This window comes from Spirosoma luteolum (assembly GCF_054778875.1).
On record NZ_BAAGZE010000003.1, the window covers coordinates 1135968 to 1156216 of the forward strand.

19 protein-coding genes and 1 pseudogene are annotated in these 20249 nt (G+C 56.8%); 8 read left to right on the forward strand and 12 right to left on the reverse strand.

Annotated features, from left to right (window positions below):
- Positions 1-4: 4 nt before the first annotated feature.
- From hisF to ACYVAC_RS07475, 7 genes are all read right to left on the reverse strand, one after another.
- Positions 5-760 (reverse strand): imidazole glycerol phosphate synthase subunit HisF, encoded by a 756-nt coding sequence (hisF, locus tag ACYVAC_RS07445; RefSeq protein ID WP_461096968.1) that lies wholly within the window; start codon positions 758-760, stop codon positions 5-7.
- Positions 761-764: 4 nt separating this feature from the next.
- Positions 765-1199, reverse strand: a complete 435-nt coding sequence (locus tag ACYVAC_RS07450; RefSeq protein WP_461096969.1) for a GNAT family N-acetyltransferase — start codon at positions 1197-1199, stop codon at positions 765-767.
- A gap of 6 nt (positions 1200-1205) precedes the next feature.
- Positions 1206-1886, reverse strand: coding sequence for a hypothetical protein (locus ACYVAC_RS07455; RefSeq protein WP_461096970.1), 681 nt, complete (start codon positions 1884-1886; stop codon positions 1206-1208).
- Positions 1883-2602: a 1-(5-phosphoribosyl)-5-[(5-phosphoribosylamino)methylideneamino]imidazole-4-carboxamide isomerase gene (hisA, locus tag ACYVAC_RS07460; protein WP_461096971.1), complete on the reverse strand. Its 720-nt coding sequence runs from the start codon at positions 2600-2602 to the stop codon at positions 1883-1885. The genes ACYVAC_RS07455 and hisA overlap by 4 nt, the downstream gene beginning before the upstream one ends.
- Positions 2603-2657: 55 nt before the next feature.
- Positions 2658-3074, reverse strand: coding sequence for a four helix bundle protein (locus ACYVAC_RS07465; protein WP_461096972.1), 417 nt, complete (start codon positions 3072-3074; stop codon positions 2658-2660).
- A gap of 31 nt (positions 3075-3105) precedes the next feature.
- Positions 3106-3705 (reverse strand): imidazole glycerol phosphate synthase subunit HisH, encoded by a 600-nt coding sequence (gene hisH / locus ACYVAC_RS07470; protein ID WP_461096973.1) that lies wholly within the window; start codon positions 3703-3705, stop codon positions 3106-3108.
- Between the two features lie 158 nt (positions 3706-3863).
- On the reverse strand, positions 3864-4775 hold the full coding sequence (locus ACYVAC_RS07475) for a DUF72 domain-containing protein (protein ID WP_461096974.1): 912 nt from the start codon (positions 4773-4775) through the stop codon (positions 3864-3866).
- Between the two features lie 206 nt (positions 4776-4981).
- On the opposite strand from ACYVAC_RS07475, the gene ACYVAC_RS07480 reads away from it, so the two are divergent.
- A complete protein-coding gene (locus ACYVAC_RS07480) occupies positions 4982-7615 on the forward strand; it encodes a valine--tRNA ligase (protein ID WP_461096975.1) in 2634 nt (877 codons plus the stop codon).
- Here the strand turns inward: ACYVAC_RS07480 and ACYVAC_RS07485 are convergent.
- Positions 7582-8907 carry a glycosyltransferase family 87 protein gene (locus tag ACYVAC_RS07485; RefSeq protein WP_461096976.1) on the reverse strand — a complete coding sequence of 442 codons (1326 nt, stop codon included), beginning with the start codon at positions 8905-8907 and terminating at the stop codon, positions 7582-7584. The genes ACYVAC_RS07480 and ACYVAC_RS07485 overlap by 34 nt on opposite strands.
- A gap of 149 nt (positions 8908-9056) precedes the next feature.
- Here ACYVAC_RS07485 and ACYVAC_RS07490 point away from each other — a divergent pair, with 149 nt between their 5' ends.
- Positions 9057-9578: a D-glycero-alpha-D-manno-heptose-1,7-bisphosphate 7-phosphatase gene (locus ACYVAC_RS07490; RefSeq protein WP_461096977.1), complete on the forward strand. Its 522-nt coding sequence runs from the start codon at positions 9057-9059 to the stop codon at positions 9576-9578.
- Positions 9579-9656: 78 nt separating this feature from the next.
- On the opposite strand, the gene ACYVAC_RS07495 is transcribed toward ACYVAC_RS07490, so the two are convergent.
- The 4 genes from ACYVAC_RS07495 to ACYVAC_RS07510 form a co-directional block, all read right to left on the reverse strand.
- Entirely contained in the window at positions 9657-9782 is a 126-nt protein-coding gene (locus tag ACYVAC_RS07495; protein ID WP_461096978.1) for a hypothetical protein, read from the reverse strand.
- A gap of 124 nt (positions 9783-9906) precedes the next feature.
- Entirely contained in the window at positions 9907-11385 is a 1479-nt protein-coding gene (locus ACYVAC_RS07500; RefSeq protein ID WP_461096979.1) for a type III PLP-dependent enzyme domain-containing protein, read from the reverse strand.
- A 207-nt stretch (positions 11386-11592) separates the two neighbouring features.
- Positions 11593-11943: a hypothetical protein gene (locus ACYVAC_RS07505; RefSeq protein WP_461096980.1), complete on the reverse strand. Its 351-nt coding sequence runs from the start codon at positions 11941-11943 to the stop codon at positions 11593-11595.
- 69 nt (positions 11944-12012) lie between these two features.
- Positions 12013-13617, reverse strand: a complete 1605-nt coding sequence (locus tag ACYVAC_RS07510) for a M12 family metallopeptidase (RefSeq protein WP_461096981.1) — start codon at positions 13615-13617, stop codon at positions 12013-12015.
- Between the two features lie 266 nt (positions 13618-13883).
- Between ACYVAC_RS07510 and ACYVAC_RS07515 the strand changes: the two genes are divergently transcribed.
- The 6 genes and pseudogenes from ACYVAC_RS07515 to ACYVAC_RS07540 all read left to right on the forward strand — a co-directional run bounded on the left by ACYVAC_RS07515 (position 13884) and on the right by ACYVAC_RS07540 (position 20249).
- Positions 13884-14861, forward strand: coding sequence for an aldo/keto reductase (locus tag ACYVAC_RS07515; protein WP_461096982.1), 978 nt, complete (start codon positions 13884-13886; stop codon positions 14859-14861).
- 119 nt (positions 14862-14980) lie between these two features.
- A complete protein-coding gene (locus ACYVAC_RS07520) occupies positions 14981-16024 on the forward strand; it encodes an NAD(P)-dependent alcohol dehydrogenase (protein WP_461096983.1) in 1044 nt (347 codons plus the stop codon).
- Positions 16025-16238: 214 nt separating this feature from the next.
- Positions 16239-17351: an NAD(P)-dependent alcohol dehydrogenase gene (locus ACYVAC_RS07525; protein ID WP_461096984.1), complete on the forward strand. Its 1113-nt coding sequence runs from the start codon at positions 16239-16241 to the stop codon at positions 17349-17351.
- A gap of 218 nt (positions 17352-17569) precedes the next feature.
- Positions 17570-18652: an NAD(P)-dependent alcohol dehydrogenase gene (locus ACYVAC_RS07530; protein WP_461096985.1), complete on the forward strand. Its 1083-nt coding sequence runs from the start codon at positions 17570-17572 to the stop codon at positions 18650-18652.
- 90 nt (positions 18653-18742) lie between these two features.
- Positions 18743-19660, forward strand: a pseudogene (locus ACYVAC_RS07535) (alpha/beta hydrolase fold domain-containing protein).
- Positions 19661-19820: 160 nt separating this feature from the next.
- Positions 19821-20249, forward strand: coding sequence for a MarR family winged helix-turn-helix transcriptional regulator (locus tag ACYVAC_RS07540; RefSeq protein ID WP_461096986.1), 429 nt, complete (start codon positions 19821-19823; stop codon positions 20247-20249).

Below are 20249 nucleotides of genomic sequence, written 5' to 3' on the forward strand. Positions count from 1 at the left end.
AGCCTCAGAGCCGCATCTCGATTCCCTGATCGCGCAGGTAACCCTTCAGTTCGGGAATGTCGATTTCTTTGAAGTGGAAAATACTGGCAGCCAGTCCGGCATCGGCTTTGCCCGTTGTGAACACATCGACGAAGTGGTCCATTGTGCCGGCTCCGCCCGACGCAATCACCGGAATGTTGGCCGCGCCCGAAATCTGGGCCGTCAGCTCCAGCGCAAAACCGGCCTTGGTTCCATCGCAGTCCATCGAAGTCAGCAGCAGTTCGCCCGCGCCCCGCTCCTCTACCGCCCGGGCCCAGGCCAGTGTACGTAGCTCGGTAGGCTTGCGGCCGCCGTGCGTATGCACAATATGCTCGCCATCGACGAAGCGCGTGTCGATGGCTACCACGACGCATTGACTCCCGAACTCCAGCGCCAGTTGGTTGACCAGGTCGGGGTTGCGCACCGCCGATGAATTAATGGATATTTTGTCGGCCCCGGCGTTGAGCAGTGCCGACACATCGGCCACCGACGAGATGCCGCCCCCCACCGTGAACGGAATGTTGATTGTATGGGCCACATTGCGCACCAGCTCGATCAGCGTTTTACGCCCGTCGACGGTGGCGGTTATGTCGAGAAAAACCAGTTCGTCGGCGCCCTGTTCGGCGTAGATAGCCGCCAGCGCTACGGGGTCGCCGGCGTCGCGCAGATTGACGAAGTTGGTTCCTTTTACGGTGCGCCCGTCTTTGATATCGAGGCAGGGAATAATACGTTTGGTCAGCATGGGATTAGTATCGTTCGATCAGCTTGCGCTGCATAAATAAATCGGGCTTGTCGATCGCCGTAAACCCGAATTGGGCGTACAGGCTGTGGGCGTCGCGGGTGGCCAGCATAAACCGGCGCAGCCCCTGCAGATCCGGATGGGCTGCTATGGCAGCGACCAGGCGTTTCGACAGCCCCTGCCCCCGATGGTCGGGCAGGATAAACACGTCGGCGAGGTAGGCAAACGTGGCAAAGTCGCTGATGACGCGGGCAAAGCCAACCTGCTGCTCGTGCCAGTACACGCCGAAGCAGAGCGAGTGCTCGATCGACCGTTCAACCAGTGCTCGCGGTATGTTCTGCGCCCAGTACGATTCCTGACTCAGGTACTGGTGAATCAGGTCAACGTTCAGTCTGCTTTTGTCAGTACTGATGATGTAGCCAACTTCTTTTGAACCAATCATTTCAGGCTATGGCTTGTACGTGTCGTGCTGGCAAAGTGAGCTTAACTCGTTTAAAATGTCGACTGCGTTGCGTAGCTCTGGAATTGTGGGTAGCTCCCGACAATACAAATCGGGATCACTGTATACGTAGAACCGGGATCCCTCATGACTGAAAATAGAAAATCCATATTCTACACTACCATCACCAAAAAGTAGCCTTTTGCGACTCTTATTCGCTTTTACAGTGATCGTTCCATCGGGGGCTATCTCAGTCCAGGTAGAATCTCTCGGGAGTCCGGCGTAATATCTGGTCAGAATATCCGACAAGGTTGGCAACGTCAGCAGGTGTCGTTCAAGCAATTTATCCCATACAGCCAGGGGCAGTTTGTGTTTCGGTCGATAGCGGCTGACTACGGGGCTTCCCTGCTCAGTGTATTGAATCCGGTACTTGTTCAGGAAGACCTTCCGATTAATTTTCCGGATGATATATATACCGTGTGCAGCACCTTTCACCAGACCATGCTTATACCATATCCGTACTTCGTAGTCGCCCACTTTTGGAGTCGGAGTCGACCAGCCAAGTCGCTTTGTGAGTTGCTGCAATTGCTGCTGCCATCGTTCATCAAATTCATGATTGACTGCAACTCCCTGACCGCTGGCGGATAGCACAACCAACCAAGTGACAAACAGCAGACCGTATTTCATCATTGACTGATAGCAGACAGTTCTTTCAGGGTAACCCGCCCTTCGTAGATCGCCTTGCCGACGATGACGCCATAGAGTCCCATGTCGGCCAGGGTTTCGATATCGCTCATGTTGCTGACACCCCCGCTGGCAATGACGTTCAGATCCGGCAACTGATCCTGCAGGTTGCGATACAGTTCGAACGAGGGGCCTTCGAGTAGCCCGTCTTTGGCAACGTCGGTACTGATGACGTACCGGATTCCCTTGTCGACCCAGTTCTGCACGAAGTCGTAGATCCAGACATCGGTTCCTTCTTCCCAGCCACTGACAGCGATTTTTTCATTTTTGGCGTCGGCGCCCAGAATGATCCGGTCGGCACCCTGTTGCGACAGCCAGCGTTCCATCACGTCGGGTTGTTTCACGGCAATGCTGCCGCCCGTGATCTGCCGTGCCCCGCACTCAAACGCGATGCGCAGATCGTCGTCCGACTGAATGCCTCCGCCAAAATCGACTTGCAGACCGGTCTGAGACGCAATCAGTTCGAGCACTTTCCAGTTCACGACCTGCTTTGCCTTTGCGCCATCCAGATCGACCAGGTGCAGCCGGGTCAGGCCGGCATCTTCAAACGCCTTGGCTACTTCAAGCGGACGGGCATTATACTCTTTTTTCTGACTGTAGTCGCCCTGCGTCAGCCGGACAGCCTTTCCGTCGATCAGGTCGATAGCGGGAATGATATGCATTCTAGTAGAGGAAAGAAATGAGATGAAAGAAGAAAGATGTGGCGTACCTGACGCACTACTTTCTAACTAATAGCTTGACTAACAGTGGAACGGGAATGAGAAAGACAGACAGAAAATTCTTATTGATTCGTCGCTGAAGTCCGTAAATCATTCGCTGAATTTCCTGTACTGTTTGACTAAGAGAGGCCAGTTTGCTCTCGGTTATAAAACCAAGATCACAGGCAAGAAGTAGCTGCGTTTCTACTTCGTAAGCAGATGACAAACTCATGCCCAGAAACCGGGCGAAGTCTTTATCGGATCGACCCGACCCTTCGGCTATGTTTAAGGGAACGGATATGACGGCCCTTCTCAATTGAGACGTCAAGCCAAAGCGTTCCTCCGCCGGAAACGTCGACGACGCAACGTATACATCTCTGACAAATAGTCGCGCCATCTGCCATACTTTGCGTTCTCTAAAGTTGTGCGCTTCCATATACGGTGGGGCTTTATCGTTCTTCTTCTGTCTATCGTCTATCGTCTAATCGCAGAAAATTCTCCAGAATCCTTTGCCCGGCGTTGCCGCTGATTTCGGCGTGGAACTGGGCCGCGTAAAAATTGGCGCGGTGGAGCATCGCGCTGAACGGGCGCACGTAGTCGCAGACAGCCGTGGTGGCCGGGCATACATCGGCGGCATAGCTGTGCACGAAGTACACGTACTCGTTCTCGCGCAATCCCTCGGTTAGCGGTCCCTGCAGCGAGTGGATGTTGTTCCAGCCCGTGTGGGGCACTTTTAGCCCGGCATCGCCCGGAAACCGACGCACGTCGATATCGAAAATGCCCATGCAGGTCGTGTTATTTTCTTCGGAGTAGCGGCACATGAGCTGCATACCCACGCAGGTGCCCAGCACGGGCTGGGTCAGCGACGGAATCAGCCGGTCGAGGCCACGCTCCCGCAGGTAGGCCATGGCCGTACTGGCTTCGCCGACGCCCGGGAAGATCACCTTGTCGGCCGAGCGGATTTCGGCCTCATCGTCGGTGAGCAGGTAGCTGGCGCCAAGCCGGTCGAGGGCATACATGACCGACTGTACATTGCCTGCGTTGTACTTGATTATTACCGTTTTCATAAAGCAAAAGCCCGGCTGATAAACCGGGCTTTGGTAAGGCTGTGAGAAGAAATCCCAAAAACAAACGCACCAACCCGGCTTTACCGCTGGTGATGCTGATGACGACCGATTTGGGGGGTGTTGCTCATGCAGCAAAAGTAAACGGCCTGCCGCTCAAATCAAAACAAACTTCCCTGCACCACTTTGGGTTGCAGCACCGGCTCGCGCAGGTCGAAGCCGCAGTGCTGGTTGAGCTGCTGAATCCAGTACCGGATCAGTTCGGGAGCGGTGTCGTTGTCGCCACCGCCGTGCACAAACAGGTAAGCCGTCTGCAGGCCCTTGTCGAACCAGCTTTTCAGGCGCTGCACCCAGGCATCGGTACGGCTGTAGTCGCTCGGGTGCCCTTCGTTGGCAATAAACCGCAGCGTCAGTACGGGGCTGCTGAGGCCCATGTGCAGCACGTCGCGCCGACCCGCCACATCGGTAATCACCACGTGCCGACGCAGCGCGTAGAGCCGTTCGAGCGTCTGCTGCCAGACCGGCGCCTTGCTGAACCAGTCGGGGTGCCGAAACTCGACAGCCACGTTCAGTTCGTCGGGCAGGTTTTTCAGGTACGCTTCCAGCACCGGCCACTTATCGGGGCCAAAGGTGGGCGGCAACTGCAAAAACGTCATGCCCAGAAACTCCTCCAGCCCCAGCACCGCATTGACAAACTCTTCGGTAAGGGCCTCGGTCGCTACCAGCTGCCGTTCGTGGCTGATGAGTTGCGGAAACTTGGGGCAGTAGGTGAAGCCCGGCGTGGCTTCGGCTTTCCACTTCTCGATCATGCCCGGCGTCGGAATCTGGTAGTGCGTCAGATTAAGCTCGATGGTATTGAACTGCCGGGTATAGTAATGCAAAAAGTCCTTGTCTTTGGCCGTAGCGGGGTACACTTTACCCACGTACTGTTTGTTGGCCCAGACCGGACCGCCAATGGCTACCTGCGGCCGCGTGGTGGGTTCGACGTGGCTCCAGATCCGGGCGTTGAAGGCCGCGCCGGGCGGCAGCGCGAAGTTTACCGTGTCGAGATTAGGCGTTTTTCCGAATTCCATGTTGGTTGACTGAAGGTAGCTTAGCAAGTAAAAATACGATTGTTTTGTTTGCCAGAACAATCGCCCGCGCCCCGGCCAGACCGGCCTGCAGCCGAACCGATTGGCCCCCGGCGGGGGTTTACCAAACAGATGCCGTGGCTGCAACCGGTATTTCGGCCGACGGGCTTATTTTTGCAGCTTAACCGGGTTTGGCCCGCCGACTACGAATGATCGCCAAGACATATACGCCCCAGGAGATTGAAGCAAAATGGTATCAGTACTGGCTTGATAACCAATTTTTCAAATCGACCCCCGACGACCGCGAGCCCTATACCGTCGTGATTCCGCCCCCCAACGTAACGGGGGTGCTGCACATGGGCCACATGCTCAACAACACCATTCAGGATGTGCTGGTACGGAAGGCCCGGATGGAAGGCAAAAACGCGTGCTGGGTGCCCGGCACCGACCACGCCAGTATTGCTACCGAAGCCAAAGTGGTGGCCATGCTGGCCGAACGCGGCATTAAGAAGCAGGACCTGACACGCGACGAGTTTCTGGCCTATGCCTGGGAGTGGAAAGAAAAATACGGCGGTATCATTCTGAGCCAGCTGCGCAAGCTCGGCGCTTCGTGCGACTGGGATCGGACGCGCTTCACCATGGAGCCCGACCTCTACCAGTCGGTGATCGACGTGTTTGTGGATCTGTACGAGAAAGGCCAGATCTACCGTGGTATCCGCATGGTAAACTGGGACCCGCAGGGGCGCACGGCCGTATCCGATGAGGAAGTGATTACCAAGGAGGTACAGCAGAAGCTGGTGTATATCCGCTACCAGATCAAAGGCGAACCCGCCGGCGAAGACGGGTCGTATATCACGATTGCTACCGTTCGGCCCGAGACAATCATGGCCGATGCCGCCATCGCCGTGAACCCCAACGATGAGCGCTACACGCACCTGCACGGCAAAACCGCCATCATCCCGCTCATCAACCGCGAAATCCCCATCATCACCGATGAGTATGTCGCCATGGATTTCGGGACGGGTGGCCTTAAGGTAACGCCTGCCCACGACCCCAACGACTATGCCCTGGGGGTAACGCATAACCTGCCCGTTATCGATATTCTGAACGACGACGGCACGCTGAACGAAAAAGCCCAGATTCTAATCGGGCAGGATCGCTTTGCCGCCCGCAAAGCGATTATCAAACAGCTCGACGAAGCGGGTCATCTGGTCAAGACCGAAGACAACAAGTCGAACGTGGGCACCTCGGAGCGGACCGGTGCCGTGATTGAGCCGCGGCTGTCGCTGCAGTGGTTCCTGAAGATGGACGAGCTGGCCAAACCGGCGCTCGAAAACGTCATGAACGACACCATCCAGCTCTATCCGCCCAAGTTCAAGAACATGTACCGGGCCTGGATGGAAAACGTCCATGACTGGTGCATTAGCCGGCAGCTGTGGTGGGGGCAGCGCATTCCGGCCTACTACATGCAGGACGGCACCGTGATTGTGGCCCGCAGTAAACACGAAGCGCTGGAGAAAGTGCAGCACGAAAAACTGCTGTTTGCCATGACCGAAGCCGACCTGACCCAGGACGAAGACGTGCTGGATACGTGGTTCTCGTCGTGGCTCTGGCCCATGTCGGTATTCAACGGGATTCTGGAGCCCGACAACGCCGACATCAACTACTACTACCCCACCAACGACCTCGTTACGGCGCCCGAAATTCTGTTTTTCTGGGTGGCCCGCATGATCATTGCCGGGTACGAATACAAGGGCGAAGCGCCGTTCAAAAACGTGTACCTGACGGGTATCGTCCGCGACAAGCTGGGCCGCAAAATGTCGAAGTCGCTGGGCAACTCGCCCGATCCGCTCGACCTGATCGATCAGTACGGGGCCGATGGGGTGCGCGTAGGGATGCTCTTCAGCTCGCCTGCCGGCAACGACCTGCCCTTCGATGAGAAGCTGGTGGAACAGGGCCGCAACTTCAGCAACAAAATCTGGAATGCCTTCCGGCTCGTAAAGGGCTGGCATACGACCCCGACTACGGCCGATACAGCGCAGAATGAGCTGGCCATCCGCTGGTTCGAATCGAAGCTCAACGCCACGCTGATCGAAATCGACGACCTGTTCGGCAAATTCCGGATTTCGGAAGCCCTGCAGGCCATCTACAAGCTGATCTGGGATGACTTCTGCGCCCAGTACCTCGAGCTGATCAAGCCCGGCTACGAGCAACCCATCGATCAGCCCACGTTCGACGCCACCATCGACTTCTTCGAGCGGCTGATGTGCCTGGCGCATCCGTTCATGCCGTTTATCACCGAAGAAATCTGGCAGGATATTCGGGAGCGGGCCACCGGTGACAGCATCTGCGTGGCGGCCTTCCCCAAACCGGGTACTGTCGATCAGACCATGCTCACCGATTTCGACACCCTGTTCGAGATCATCAGCAACGTTCGGAACATCCGCAACGCCAGGCAGGTATCGCCCAAAACCGAACTGCCCCTGGCCATCCGCACGGCCGATTCGGCGCGCTTTCAGACACTTGAGCCCCTGCTGCGCAAAATGGCCAACCTCTCGGCCATCAGTTACGTAAGCGAGCAAGTCGACGGCACGGCGTTCCTGATCAAGTCCGATGAATTCTTCGTAAACCTGGCCGGCGAAGTCGATACCGAGCAGGAAGCCGCCAACGCCCGCAAGGAACTCGACTACCTGATCGGTTTCCGGGAGTCGATCCTGAAAAAGCTGTCGAACGAGAAATTCGTGGCCAACGCCAAAGCCGACATTGTTGACCGGGAGCGCCAGAAGCTGGCCGATGCCGACGCCAAGATTCAGGCCCTCGAAGACCGGCTGGCAACGCTGTAGGCGGCTATACCACCAAGAACAGGTTCACCGATGGGCTGGGTTTCCGGCCGGATCGGTGAACCTGTTTTTTGCAGGCTTAACCGAAAAGCCACCCCGTAGAGCAGCAGGGTCAGGTAACTGATCACGCTAAAGCCCTGAGCGTAGTCGTACAGGGTAGCGCCCAGCGTATCGTAGATCATCAGGCCCGTTACAACGGCCAGGCCTACCACCCACCGGCGCAGCCGCAGAAAACCGGCCTGAGTGAGCAGCTGATAAGTGCCGGGCAGGAGCAGCGCCATCGTCACGAAATGCCCTTCCCAGCTTACGCCCGCCACGAGCAGCATGGTCAGGTACACAAGCATCAGCACGGGGAGCGGTACCCGATCGGCCCGGCGCGTGGCCCAGATACGCCAGCAGGTCAGTCCCAGCAGCAGCACCTGCACCAGCAAACTCAGCTGCCGCACCAGTGCCATCGGCCAGGCAACCAGGTTATAGCGGTGGTTTTCAAAATTGGTACCGGCCGCCGTCAGCAGCTTGGCCAGCATCGATGGCATGCTGAAACTAATGGCATCGGTGTACACTTTACCGGCCTGCAGAAACGGCCGCAGGGCCAGCTGCCAGAAATCGATATAATCCTGCACGCCCTGCCCAATACCCCGAAACAGCAGCACACACCCGGCCAGCAGTGCACTGAACCCAATGGCGCGCACCAATGTGGGTAGTGGCCGCCGGATAAACAGCATCAGCAACAGCAGGGCGGGCATCACTTTCATCCAGGTGGCCAGCGTCAGCAGCAGCAGCGCCGTATTGTGCCGGCCACGGCTGTAGAGGTACACGCCCCCCAGGCTCAGCAGGGCTACCACTTCATTGATATTGACCCAGATGATGTTGTGCCAGAAATAGCGGATAGCGGCCAGAAAACCAAAGGTAAAGGCAGGGCCCAGATCGACCGTCGGGAAATACTGCCGCAGGATCAGGTACGTGATTCGGAAAACAGCAATCCAGGCCAATACGTTGAAAAACGTAAAAACGCCCACCGCCACCGGAAACGGCATCAGCGCCAGTAACTGAAAAACCAGGGGCGCTACCGGCGGATACAGAAACTCCTCGGCCCCACCAATCCGGTTGTAAAGGGGCAGCCCATTCATGAAATTGACCCCTGCCGACCAGAATATATAGATGTCGCCGTGAGTATCCTGATTATGAGCCTCCTGAACCGCTTTTAACACGGCTATGAGCAGGATCAGCCCGATCAAACAGGCCAACCGAACCGGATTTGTGCGCCAGTATTGCCACGTTCTGATCTCTTTCATCGTGCTTTGTACTAATGTGTGGATTGTACAAAGCTAACCGGATCAGCCAGTTGGCATTCCTGATCTGAAATCTGTTCAGTTAATAGTCCTAATAGTGCTATTTTTGTTTAAACCGCTACCGCACTAGCTGATTGTTATAGTTCCTGCTTATGAAAAAGTGCATCTTTCTGGACCGCGATGGTGTCTTGAACGAAGACCGACCCGACTACGTGTACCGAGTTGAAGATTTTATTATTCCGGCGGGCGTACCCGAAGCGCTGCGGCTGCTGAAAGACGCCGGTTATATGCTGATTATCATCACCAATCAGGCCGGCATTGCCCGTGGTCTTTACACCCGCGCCGATGTGATGGCCTGCTACGATTACCTGCAGGCGTCGTGCGGTAATCTGATCGACGACATCTACTACTGCCCTCATCACCCCCAGTTCGATACGGAGTCGCTGACGCGCAAGCCCGGCTCGCTGATGATCGAGAAAGCTATGGCCAAGTATAACATCCGGCCCGATCAGTCGTGGATGATCGGCGATGCGGCCCGCGATATACAGGCGGGTCGGCGGGCCGGCGTACGCACCGTGCGGATTGCCCATCAACCCGTGTCCGACGCGTCGGAGAGCGATGGCTGCGTTACCAGTCTGCTCGAAGCCTCGCACCTGGTGCTGCAATCGGCCTGACCGCGTACCCCCATAAAGCCATAAGCCCCGCCAGTCTGGAAAGACGAGCGGGGCTTATGCGTTAACAGCCGATTCGATTTATACCCGTACCGACTGCGGTGCGGTTTTCTGTACACTGCCGTAGGCAGGGCAGGTTGCCCGGCGTGAGCAGGCTCCCAGTGACAACGTTGTCAGAACAACGCCCAGAATCAGTAGTTTTTTCATGAATAATACGTTGCGTTCAGTATCAGACCGATAACGAATATAATGCCAAAACCAGTATTCGATTCCAGGCTGCCCCGAATTCCACCGGCAATTTACCAAATGGCGTTCGGGGCAGTCGGTCTGTCTATTCGTCTTCTTTGATCAGCTCGGCTTCTTCGCGTTCTTCGGCGGCTTCGGTCGCTTCCAGCTCGGTCATGCCGGGTTCGGCATCACCGTAGCCCAGAATCTTGAGCATCACTTCGCTGTTCTGCTCGGGGGCAAACAACCGCGAGCGCAGATTGCCCTCCTCGTCCTTATCCACAATCACGTGCTGCGGAGCCGGAATGAGGCAGTGCTGGATACCGCCATAGCCGCCCAGCGACTCCTGATAGGCGCCCGTGTGGAACAAACCCACGTACTGGTCTTCGGCCTCCTGGTCGAAGATCGGCAGGTACAGGTCGGCGCTGTGGGTTTCGGTGTTGTAGAAATCGTGTGAGTCGCAGGTCAGGCCACCGAGATTGACCTTCTGGTACGGATTGTCCCAGTTGTTGACCGAGAGCATGATGTACTTCTGCCCTAAGCCCCACGAGTCGGGCAGCTGGGTGATAAACGAGCCGTCGATCATATACCACAGTTCCTTGTCGTTCTGCAGTTTCTGATCGATTACTTTGTAGATCACCGCGCCACTTTCGCCCACCGTGTACGAGCCGAACTCGGTAAAGATGTGCGGCACCGGCACGTTGCTCTTGTTGCAGATCCACTGAATACTCTCCACGATCTGATCGACCATGGCCTGATAGTCGTAGGTAAACTGGAACGACGTCTGGATGGGCATGCCCCCCCCGATGTCGACCGAGTCGAGGTCCGGGCAAATCTTGCGCAGTTCGCAGTATTTGTACATAAACCGGCTCAGTTCGCTCCAGTAGTACGCACTGTCTTTAATCCCGGTATTGATAAAGAAGTGCAGCATCTTGAGCTTGAACCGCTCGTTGGTTGCAATCTTGTTCCGGTACAACTCATTGACGTCGCTGTAGCGAATACCCAGCCGCGAGGTGTAGAACTCGAAGTTGGGCTCTTCGTCGGTGGCGATCCGGATACCGAAGTTGACGGTGTCGGCCGTAACGGCATTTTCGTAGGCTTCGATTTCCTTGAGGTTATCGAGCACGGGCAGCACATTGAAGCCTTCGTTGATCATCTCGCTCAGGTACTGCGTATAGAGCGGACGCTTGTAGCCATTGGCAATAATGTACGTCTGCTTGTTGATCTTCTTCATCTTGTACAGCTCGCGTACAATCTGAATATCATAGGCCGACGAAGTTTCGAGATGGACGTTGTTTTTCAGAACTTCTTCCAGCACGAATCGAAAGTGGGATGACTTGGTACAATAGCAATACGTGTAGTTGCCCTTGTAGTTGTATCGCTTCATCGCATTCTTGAACAGCAGTTTGGCGTGTTCAATGTGCTCCGTAATTTTTGGCAGATACGTCAGTTTCAGGGGAGTACCGTATTGCTTAACAATGTCCATCAGCGGTACATTGTTGAACATCAGTTCGTTGTTCTCGACATTGAACTCCCGGGTAGGAAATTCGAACGTCTGGTCAATCAGGTCATAGTATGTCTTCATCCCTACGATCGGCGCATAAAAAGGAGTTTGTATTTTAAAAAAACAGGCGCGAAAATGGCCTAAAAAACCGGGCTTTGCAAACCCCGCCTATCCGCATGATAGACAACGCGATCGCCGGAGATTTTGATTCATCGGCGCATTAAGATTTTGCTAAATTTCAACGGGCCGGACCCGCTCAGACGGCCTGGCCCGCCCCCCGCCGGGGCCTCAGATCGGCCTCACCACCAGCCGGTATCCATCGGTTTTACCGGCGCTGACAGGGTAGCTTTCCATGGTGATAAAATTACCAGCCACCAGCCGATCGTCCGGCGCTTCGCTGACCGTTACCGACAGGGTCAGGTCGGGCAGGTCGGGAACCGACGTCAGCCGAAAGGGCACCTCACTGCCGGGCTGGAGTTGGGACCAGTTGGGGTGCAGTACGGTTTCGGCCACCACAGCAGCCGGCGCATCGGCCGGGTCGGTGCGCCGTACCGACACCCGGATCGTCGTTTGGCTCGACAGGTGACCGGCCGGAGCCGCAAAGCAGACCGTGCCGGTAAGGGTTTGGGATGTAGCCATCTGATTTGGAATGAAAAGGCCTCCACCGCCGGTGAGCGGTGGAGGCCGTGAATGAAAACCGATTGTTGGCTACCAGTTGAACAGCAGCGTGTTCAGGTGGTGAGCGGCATCGGTGCCGGTCCAGCTCCACACCATGCGGTTGTAATTGGGCAGGTTGGCAATCACCGGTCCATCGATGCAGGTTTCGTTGGAAATGAATTTGTTTCCCCAGCTGCTGCCGTTGGTACTCACCAGTATGTTCAGCAGGGCATTGCTGACGCCCTGCCAGGTCAGGTAAACCTGGCCACCCCGCGTGAAGAGGAATGGCTTCGACAGGGTGGTTTCGTTGAGCGTCACTTTGTTCGTCCAGTTAGCGCCGTCGGCGCTGCGCATTACATTGAGCTGGTTGTTGCCCACGCCCCGCCAGCCCAGCAGCAACTGCCCGTTAAACACGGTCAGCGTGGGGCCCGAAGGCGTGGTGTCGTTCAGCGTTACCTTGTTGCCCCAGTGAACCCCGTCGGCGCTGCGCATTATGTTGAGTTTATTGTTGCCTACGCCCCGCCAGGCAAGATGAAGCTGGCCATTCAGCACCGCCAGTTCGGGGGCCGACTGCGACGTATCGCCAAGGGTCACTTTCTGAACCCATTGCTGCCCATTGGCCGACTGCATGATGTTGAGCCTGTTATTGCCCACCCCGATCCAGGCCACTACAAACCGATTGTTAAACACCGCCAGTGCCAGAGCCGCCGGCGATATCTCGTTCAGCGTTACTTTATTGCCGAACGTCAGCCCATCGACCGACGACATAAAGTTCAGTTTAAGATTACCGACGCCCGTCCAGCCCATCAGCAGCGTATTCCCCCGGTCAATCAGGGCAGGGCCGTTGGAGCTGGTATCGGCCAGAATGGCTTTGCGCGGATACAGCATGTTGATAGCCCGAATGTCGCCGGCGCTCAATCCCGTCCGCTGCCCGATGGGTTGCCCATTGTTAGGGATGGGGGTCAGCGTATCCTGATTGGGATTAATGGCAAAGGCATTGCGCGGGTAGTGCATGATGGAATCATAATCATAGCGGCCAACATCGTCGCCGTCGGTGATGTGCTGATCGAAGTTATGACGCAGCGCCGGCACAATGTTGGCCCAGTTGACGCGTACGAACGAGTCGCGGTCTTCGCGGCTCTGCTCGTGCCACAGCCCGGCCGCGTGGCAGATCTCGTGGATGGCGTTGCCCGTGCTGCAACCGGGCCCCAGGTTGATAAACTGCTCTCCGCCTTTCATGCCCACGGCCGAGCTGCATGAGTCGCTATTCCGGAACGTGATAAAATTGGCTTCGTTGGTCCGTACTTTAAATGTCAGGTTCGTGTTGTTCTGAATGGCCTGAATGGCATCGGTTACCCGGTTCTGGTTAGGCAGTCCGGGATCGATCCGGTAGGCCAGTGTGCCGCCCGGCCAGCGATTTCCCTGGCCGCTGACGGCTACGGCAGCCTCGACCTGCTGATCTTCAATATTTTTCCGGACACGCTGCATTTCCTCATCGGTGCCCAGCAGAATGTCGCCCTCAAACAAGGCGTTGCCCTCCCGGGCAATGTACGTAACCTCGCGGAGCCCGAAGGTGGCACCGGCAACATAGGTGGTTTTGGCTTCGCCCGTGTTCTCGGCACTAAACGGATCGATTGTGTGGGGTTGGTTATCCATGTGTGTGATTGGTTTAGCAAGAAGCCAAAAGTAGCGCGTCCCGAAACCATCAAAAAGGGGACAAATACCTGAAAATCAATACATAAATACAGCTTTGAGCGAACGGTAAGCCGACTGCTGGATCGCGCTTTTTTCGCCCGTTTTCGGCCATTTCACGCTCATTCAGGCAGACCTGGAAGCCATTACCAGCCGAAAAAGCAGGGGGCGTAAAAACCCCTGCCCCGCTGGTTGGTTATCGTTCAAACTTCCGACTGATCAAAACCACTATGGATTACGTTCGATTTGGCAATACGGGCCTGATGGTCTCTAAACTGTGTCTGGGCTGTATGACCTACGGTCGGCCAACCGATCGCTGGCCCTGGGCCCTGACCGAAGACCAGAGTCAGCCCTTTTTCAGAAAAGCGATTGAGCTGGGTATCAACTTTTTCGACACGGCCGATGTCTACTCCAGCGGGGCGAGCGAAGAAGTAACCGGCCGCGCGCTGTGGCAGTATAGCAGCCGCGATCAGATTGTACTGGCCACCAAGGTATTTAACCCGATGGGCCCCGGCCCCAACGACCGTGGCCTGTCGCGCAAGCACATCATGAGTGCCATCGACGCGAGTCTGAAACGGCTCGGCACCGATTATGTCGATCTCTACCAGATTCACCGCTGGGATAACAACACCCCCATCGAAGAAACCATGGAAGCCCTGCACGATGTGGTAAAAGCCGGCAAGGCCCGCTACATTGGTGCCTCATCAATGTACAGCTGGCAGTTTGCCAAAGCCCAGTATACAGCCGAGCGAAACGGCTGGACCCGCTTCGTATCGATGCAGCCGCAGTACAACCTGGTGTATCGCGAAGAAGAGCGGGAGATGCTGCCCCTCTGTCAGGATCAGGGCGTGGCCGTTATTCCGTGGTCGCCCCTGGCGCGGGGGCTGCTGACGGGAAAACGCACCCGCGAACGCAACGAAACCGAGCGGGCCAGAACCGATGCGTTCGGCAAATCGCTCTACACCCGCGACGACGACTTCGCCATCGCCGACCGGCTGACCCAGCTGGCCGAAGCCCGTGGCCTGCCGGCCTCCCAGCTGGCTCTGGCCTGGCTCCTGTCGAAACCCGCTGTTACGGCCCCTATCGTCGGGGCCAGCAAGCCGGGGCACCTCGAAGATGCCGTCGGTGCGCTGTCGGTGCGGCTTTCTGACGATGAAGTCGATCAGCTCGAAGCGCTGTATCAGCCCCACCCGGTAGCCGGCATCTAGGCTGTTCGTTCAGCCCATCGGCCCGATCGGTGCTTTTTTTTTGTTCGCATTGACTATTGCCGGGCGCAGATGGTTATCCATGTAACGACAACGTTTTTGTCAACTTACACAAAACCTGTATGACTGTAGCTAAAGGATATGCCGCTCAGGACGCCCATTCGTCGCTGGCGCCGTTTCAGTTCGAACGACGGGATCTTCGTCCGCACGATGTGCAGTTCGATATCATGTACTGTGGCGTGTGCCACTCCGACCTGCACCAGATTCGTGACGAATGGGGTGGGTCGATTTTCCCGATGGTACCGGGCCACGAAATCGTGGGTCGGGTGACGGCCGTGGGCGAGCAGGTGACCAAGTTTAAAGCTGGCGACCTGGCCGCGGTGGGCTGCATTGTCGATTCGTGCCGGCACTGCGACAACTGCCAGGAAGGCCTCGAGCAGTATTGCCTAAATGGCAACTCGCAGACTTACAATGGCCTGGAGCAGGACAAGAAAACGCCTACCTACGGCGGCTATTCGAATATGATGGTGGCTCACGAAGATTTCGTGATGACTGTTTCCGACAAGCTGGATCTGGCGGCTGTAGCCCCCCTGCTCTGCGCCGGTATCACCACTTACTCGCCCCTCAAACACTGGAACGTAGGCCCCGGCCATAAGGTGGCTGTGCTGGGTCTGGGCGGGCTGGGCCATATGGCCGTTAAGTTTGCCGTTGCATTTGGTGCCGAAGTAACCATGCTCAGCACCTCGCCCTCGAAAGAAGAAGATGCCAAACGGCTGGGCGCCCACAAGTTTGTGCTCACCAAAGACGAGGAGCAGGTTAACAGCGTTAAGAATTACTTCGATTTCATTATCGACACGGTTTCGGCTCCGCACGACTATAACATGTACATGAGCCTGCTGAAAACCAACGGCGTTCATATCTGCGTGGGTGCCCCCCCAACCCCAGCCGATATTGCCGTGTTTGGTTTGCTCATGGGCCGCAAAAGTCTGGTCGGCTCCAACACGGGCGGCATGCCCGAAACGCAGGAAATGCTCGACTTCTGTGCCGAACACAACATCGTTTCAGACATTGAACTGATCGACATCAAGGACATCGATACGGCCTACGAACGTATGCTTAAAGGTGATGTCCGGTATCGGTTCGTTATCGATCTGAAAACGCTTTGACAATTTAACACCAGCAGCGCCGGGCGCTTCCTGCGCTGGCGACCCAGATTCGTTTCAGATGTTTCCTTCTGCAAGCCCCGCCGGACCACTGAGTCGCCCGGCGGGGCTTTTGCATAGCAGATGCCCGTTGGATAATACTCGTTTCGCGACCCAAACAAAGCCGTCAGGTGACGGCTTTTTCAGAAACGTATACACGCTAAACTGGCCTGACGTTATGGAATCGACCGCTGACAACCCAACTAAACCCATGAAAGTAAAAGCTTACGGTGCCAAAGGCGCGCTGATTGATCGTTTCAGCAGCCTGTCGCGCATGGACATCGACCGCAACCCACCCCAGGCCGACGAAGTACAAATCGACGTGCTGTATTGCGGAGTCTGCCACTCCGACCTGCACCAGGTCAGAAACGACTGGAACAACACGCTGTACCCCTGTGTGCCGGGCCACGAAGTAGTCGGACGCGTAACGCAGGTCGGCTCGGCCGTGACCAATTATCAGGTCGGCGATCTGGTGGGCGTGGGCTGTATGATCGACTCCTGCGGCCACTGCGCGTCGTGCCAGGAAGGCGACGAGCAGTACTGCGACGGGCCTGTTAGCTGGACGGCTACCTACAACGGCTACATGAAGCCCGACGGCAGCGGCTACAATACCTTCGGTGGCTACTCGACGACGCTGGTCGTCAAAGAATCGTTTGTGCTCAGCATTCCCGACAAGCTCGACATCAAGGCCGCGGCCCCGATCCTGTGTGCTGGCATCACTACCTATTCACCCCTCAAACACTGGGGGGTTAAAGAAGGCAGCCGGGTCGGTATCGTGGGGCTGGGCGGGCTGGGCCACATGGCCGTTCAGCTGGCGAAAGCCATGGGCGCCCGCGTTACGGTGCTGACCACCAAAGAAGAGAAGCGGAGCGACGCGCTGAAGCTGGGTGCCCACAGCGTCATCATCTCCGACGACAAGGAGGCCATGGCCGAACACGAAAAAACGCTGGACTTTATCCTGATTACCATTCCGGACAAGTTTAAGATCGACCCGTATGTGACACTGCTCAAACGCGATGGGGCACTGGTGACGGTTGGGCTGCTGGGTCCCTACGACGGCCCGCTCAACAACCAGGAAATCGCTTTTCAGCGCCGGACCGTGTCGGGCTCACTTATCGGTAGTATCGCCGAAACCCAGGAGGTGCTCAACTTCTGCGCCGAGCACAACATTCTACCCGAAGTACAGCTGATTGCTATGAAAGACATCAACGAGGCCTACGAAAAAATGATGGACGAAGGGGTACGGTTCCGGTACGTTATCGATATGCAGTCCCTGAAAGACGAAAAATAAGGCATCGGAAAGCACCGGGGCACTGCCGATGGCGCCTAATGGCCGCAAGCCGCTGACCGTAAGTTTGTTTCATCCCTATCCCGCACCTGACTGGCTTCCCGGCCAGTTCGGTGCGGGATCTTTGTTACCGGTAACTCCGGGTCGAACGTGGGCTACCCGGGCCGGTGGTCGGCCGGACGCATAGCCCATTATCCGGTCGGATGCCCCATTTTTGGGCCATGAAACCTTTCCTCATCCAGGCCTACGGCACGCCCGGTTCGGCCACCAATGCAACCAATACGCTTGCCCCCATGCAGATTGAACGGCAGCCACCGGCGGCCGATCAGGTGCTGATCGAGGTGCTCTACTGTGGCGTTTGCCACTCCGATCTGCACCAGGTTCGCAACGACTGGCAGAACACGATTTACCCCTGCGTGCCCGGCCACGAGGTGGTGGGCCGGGTAATCGAAACGGGCGCCGACGTTACCCAGGTTGCCGCCGGCGATCTGGTGGGCGTGGGTTGTATGATCGACTCCTGCGGTCACTGCGCGTCCTGCCGGGAAGGCGACGAGCAGTACTGCGAAGGGCCCGTTGGCTGGACTGGTACCTACAACGGCTACCTGATGCCCGACGGCAGTGGGTTCAACACCTACGGCGGCTACTCCACCCACCTGGTTGTTCGCGATGCGTTCGTAGTGCCCATCCCAGCCGGGCTTTCTCCGCAGGAGGCAGCCCCGATCCTGTGCGCCGGCGTTACGGTCTGGTCGCCCCTGAAACACTGGCAGATCGGCACCGGCCACCACATCGCCGTAGTCGGGCTGGGCGGGCTGGGCCACATGGCCGTTCAGCTGGCCCGGGCCCGTGGCGCCCAAGTAACGGTGCTGACGACCTCGGCCGACAAGGAAGCTGATGCCTTGGCCCTCGGTGCCGACGCCGTTGTGCTGTCGACCGATCGGGCAGCCATGCGGCTCCATACACGCGCTTTCGACTTTATCCTGACCACCATCCCCGATCCGTTCAATGTGGCGCCGTACCTCAATCTGCTGAAACGCAACGGCGTACTGATCACCGTTGGCCTATTGGTCGATTACGAGCGAGCGCTGAGCAATCAGAAGCTGGCCTTTCATCGGCGTTCGGTGGCGGGTTCGCTTATTGGCAGCATCGCCGAAACCCGCGAGGTACTGCAGTTCTGCGCCGATCACGGTATTCGGCCCAAAATCGAGGTAATTCCGATGCAGCAGATCAACGAAGCCTTCGATACGCTGAAAGCCGGCGATGTTCGGTTTCGCTACGTTATCGACATGCAGTCGCTGAAAGCCTGATCAAACCGGCCCCGCGAAAAGCGCCTGCTCCGATGGGGGCAGGCGCTTTATTTGCGTTCTTACAGCCCCAACCCCTAAACCAGCCGCCCGATGCGCTTTTGTCTGTATACGCTGATTACCAACGCATTTCTGCTGGTGCTGCCCCGCCTGAGCCACGCACAGGCCACCAACCGCGTACTGTCGATTTTTCCGACCGGCACCCGCCTGATCGCTAACCTGCCCTACGCCGGCGATACCCTGCAGAAACACCAGCTCGATCTGTATCTGCCGGCCACGATGCACCCCAACACGCCCCTGATCGTGTGGGTACACGGGGGGGCCTGGATGCTCAACGACAAGTATGCCGACATGAGTTATATGAAGCAGACCATCCGGATGCTACTCGACAAGGGCTATGCCTTTGCCTCAATCGATTACCGGCATAGCACCACGGCCCCGTTTCCGGCCCAGATTCAGGATTGCAATCAGGCGCTGACGTTTCTGTACCGGCAGGCAGCCCGCTACCAGTACAACCCCGGCCGCATTGCGCTGATCGGGTTCTCGGCCGGAGGGCACCTGGCATCGCTGCTGGGCCTGTCGACCAACAATGCCGTGCGTGATTTTCTGCCCGGCGGCAAGCCCGTTCCCTTCCGGATCAAAACCGTGATCGACTTCTAGGGCCCGGCCGATCTGCTGGCCATGGTGCCCCGCAATGGTTCGCTGAGCGATAGTCTGATTACGTCGGAGAGCCGCCTGTTGGGGGCCACCCCCATTCACCGGCCCGATCTGGCCCGGCGCGCCAGCCCGGTTACCTACGTCGACAGGAACGATCCACCCTTCCTGATCATCCACGGCCAGCGCGACGAGTCGGTCCCCCCTGCGCAGTCGGTATTGCTCAGTTCCTGGCTGACGCTGTCGGGCGTTGCCAACCGGGTTATCATCGTGCCCAATGCCCCCCACTACGGCGACCTGTTCGACAGTGAAACAAACCGACAGGCCATTGCAACCTGGCTTCAACAATACCTGTAAGGCTTTTCAGAAGAGTCTATTTCTTATAAAAATACCAATAAATCATCCTCAAAAATCTATTTAGGCACTACTCCCTAAAAAAAACACATTAAATTTCGTTTAAACGAAATTCGTTTAAACGAATGTTGGTTATACCTTTGCAACTCCCTGAGGGCACCGCATGAAAACGTATCAGAATCCTTACCAACAGCTCATCAAGAACCTGCATCAGACCGATGCCTACATATTCAACCACTTCGCCCAGAAGCTGGCTCCGTTCGATTTGTCGGTTCAACAGTACATCGTGTTACGACGGCTCTCCGAAGTCTTTCCCGATAGCCTGACGGCTGGTGAGTTGAAAGAACGGCTGAGCGATATCAACTCCGACGTGACGCGCCTGATTGATCGGCTGGTGGCCAAAAACCTGGTCGTACGCGAAGTAGACCTGCAGAATCGCCGGCGCGTAAACCTGCGCCTGACCAGCGACTCGCAGGCCTTCGTGGAGAAGGCAGCCATCGAGTTTCGGGATTTTGAATCAATTGTGAGTCACCTCACGCCCGATGAGGTGGCGCTTATGAATACCCTCCTGGATAAAATCAGACTTCACTGA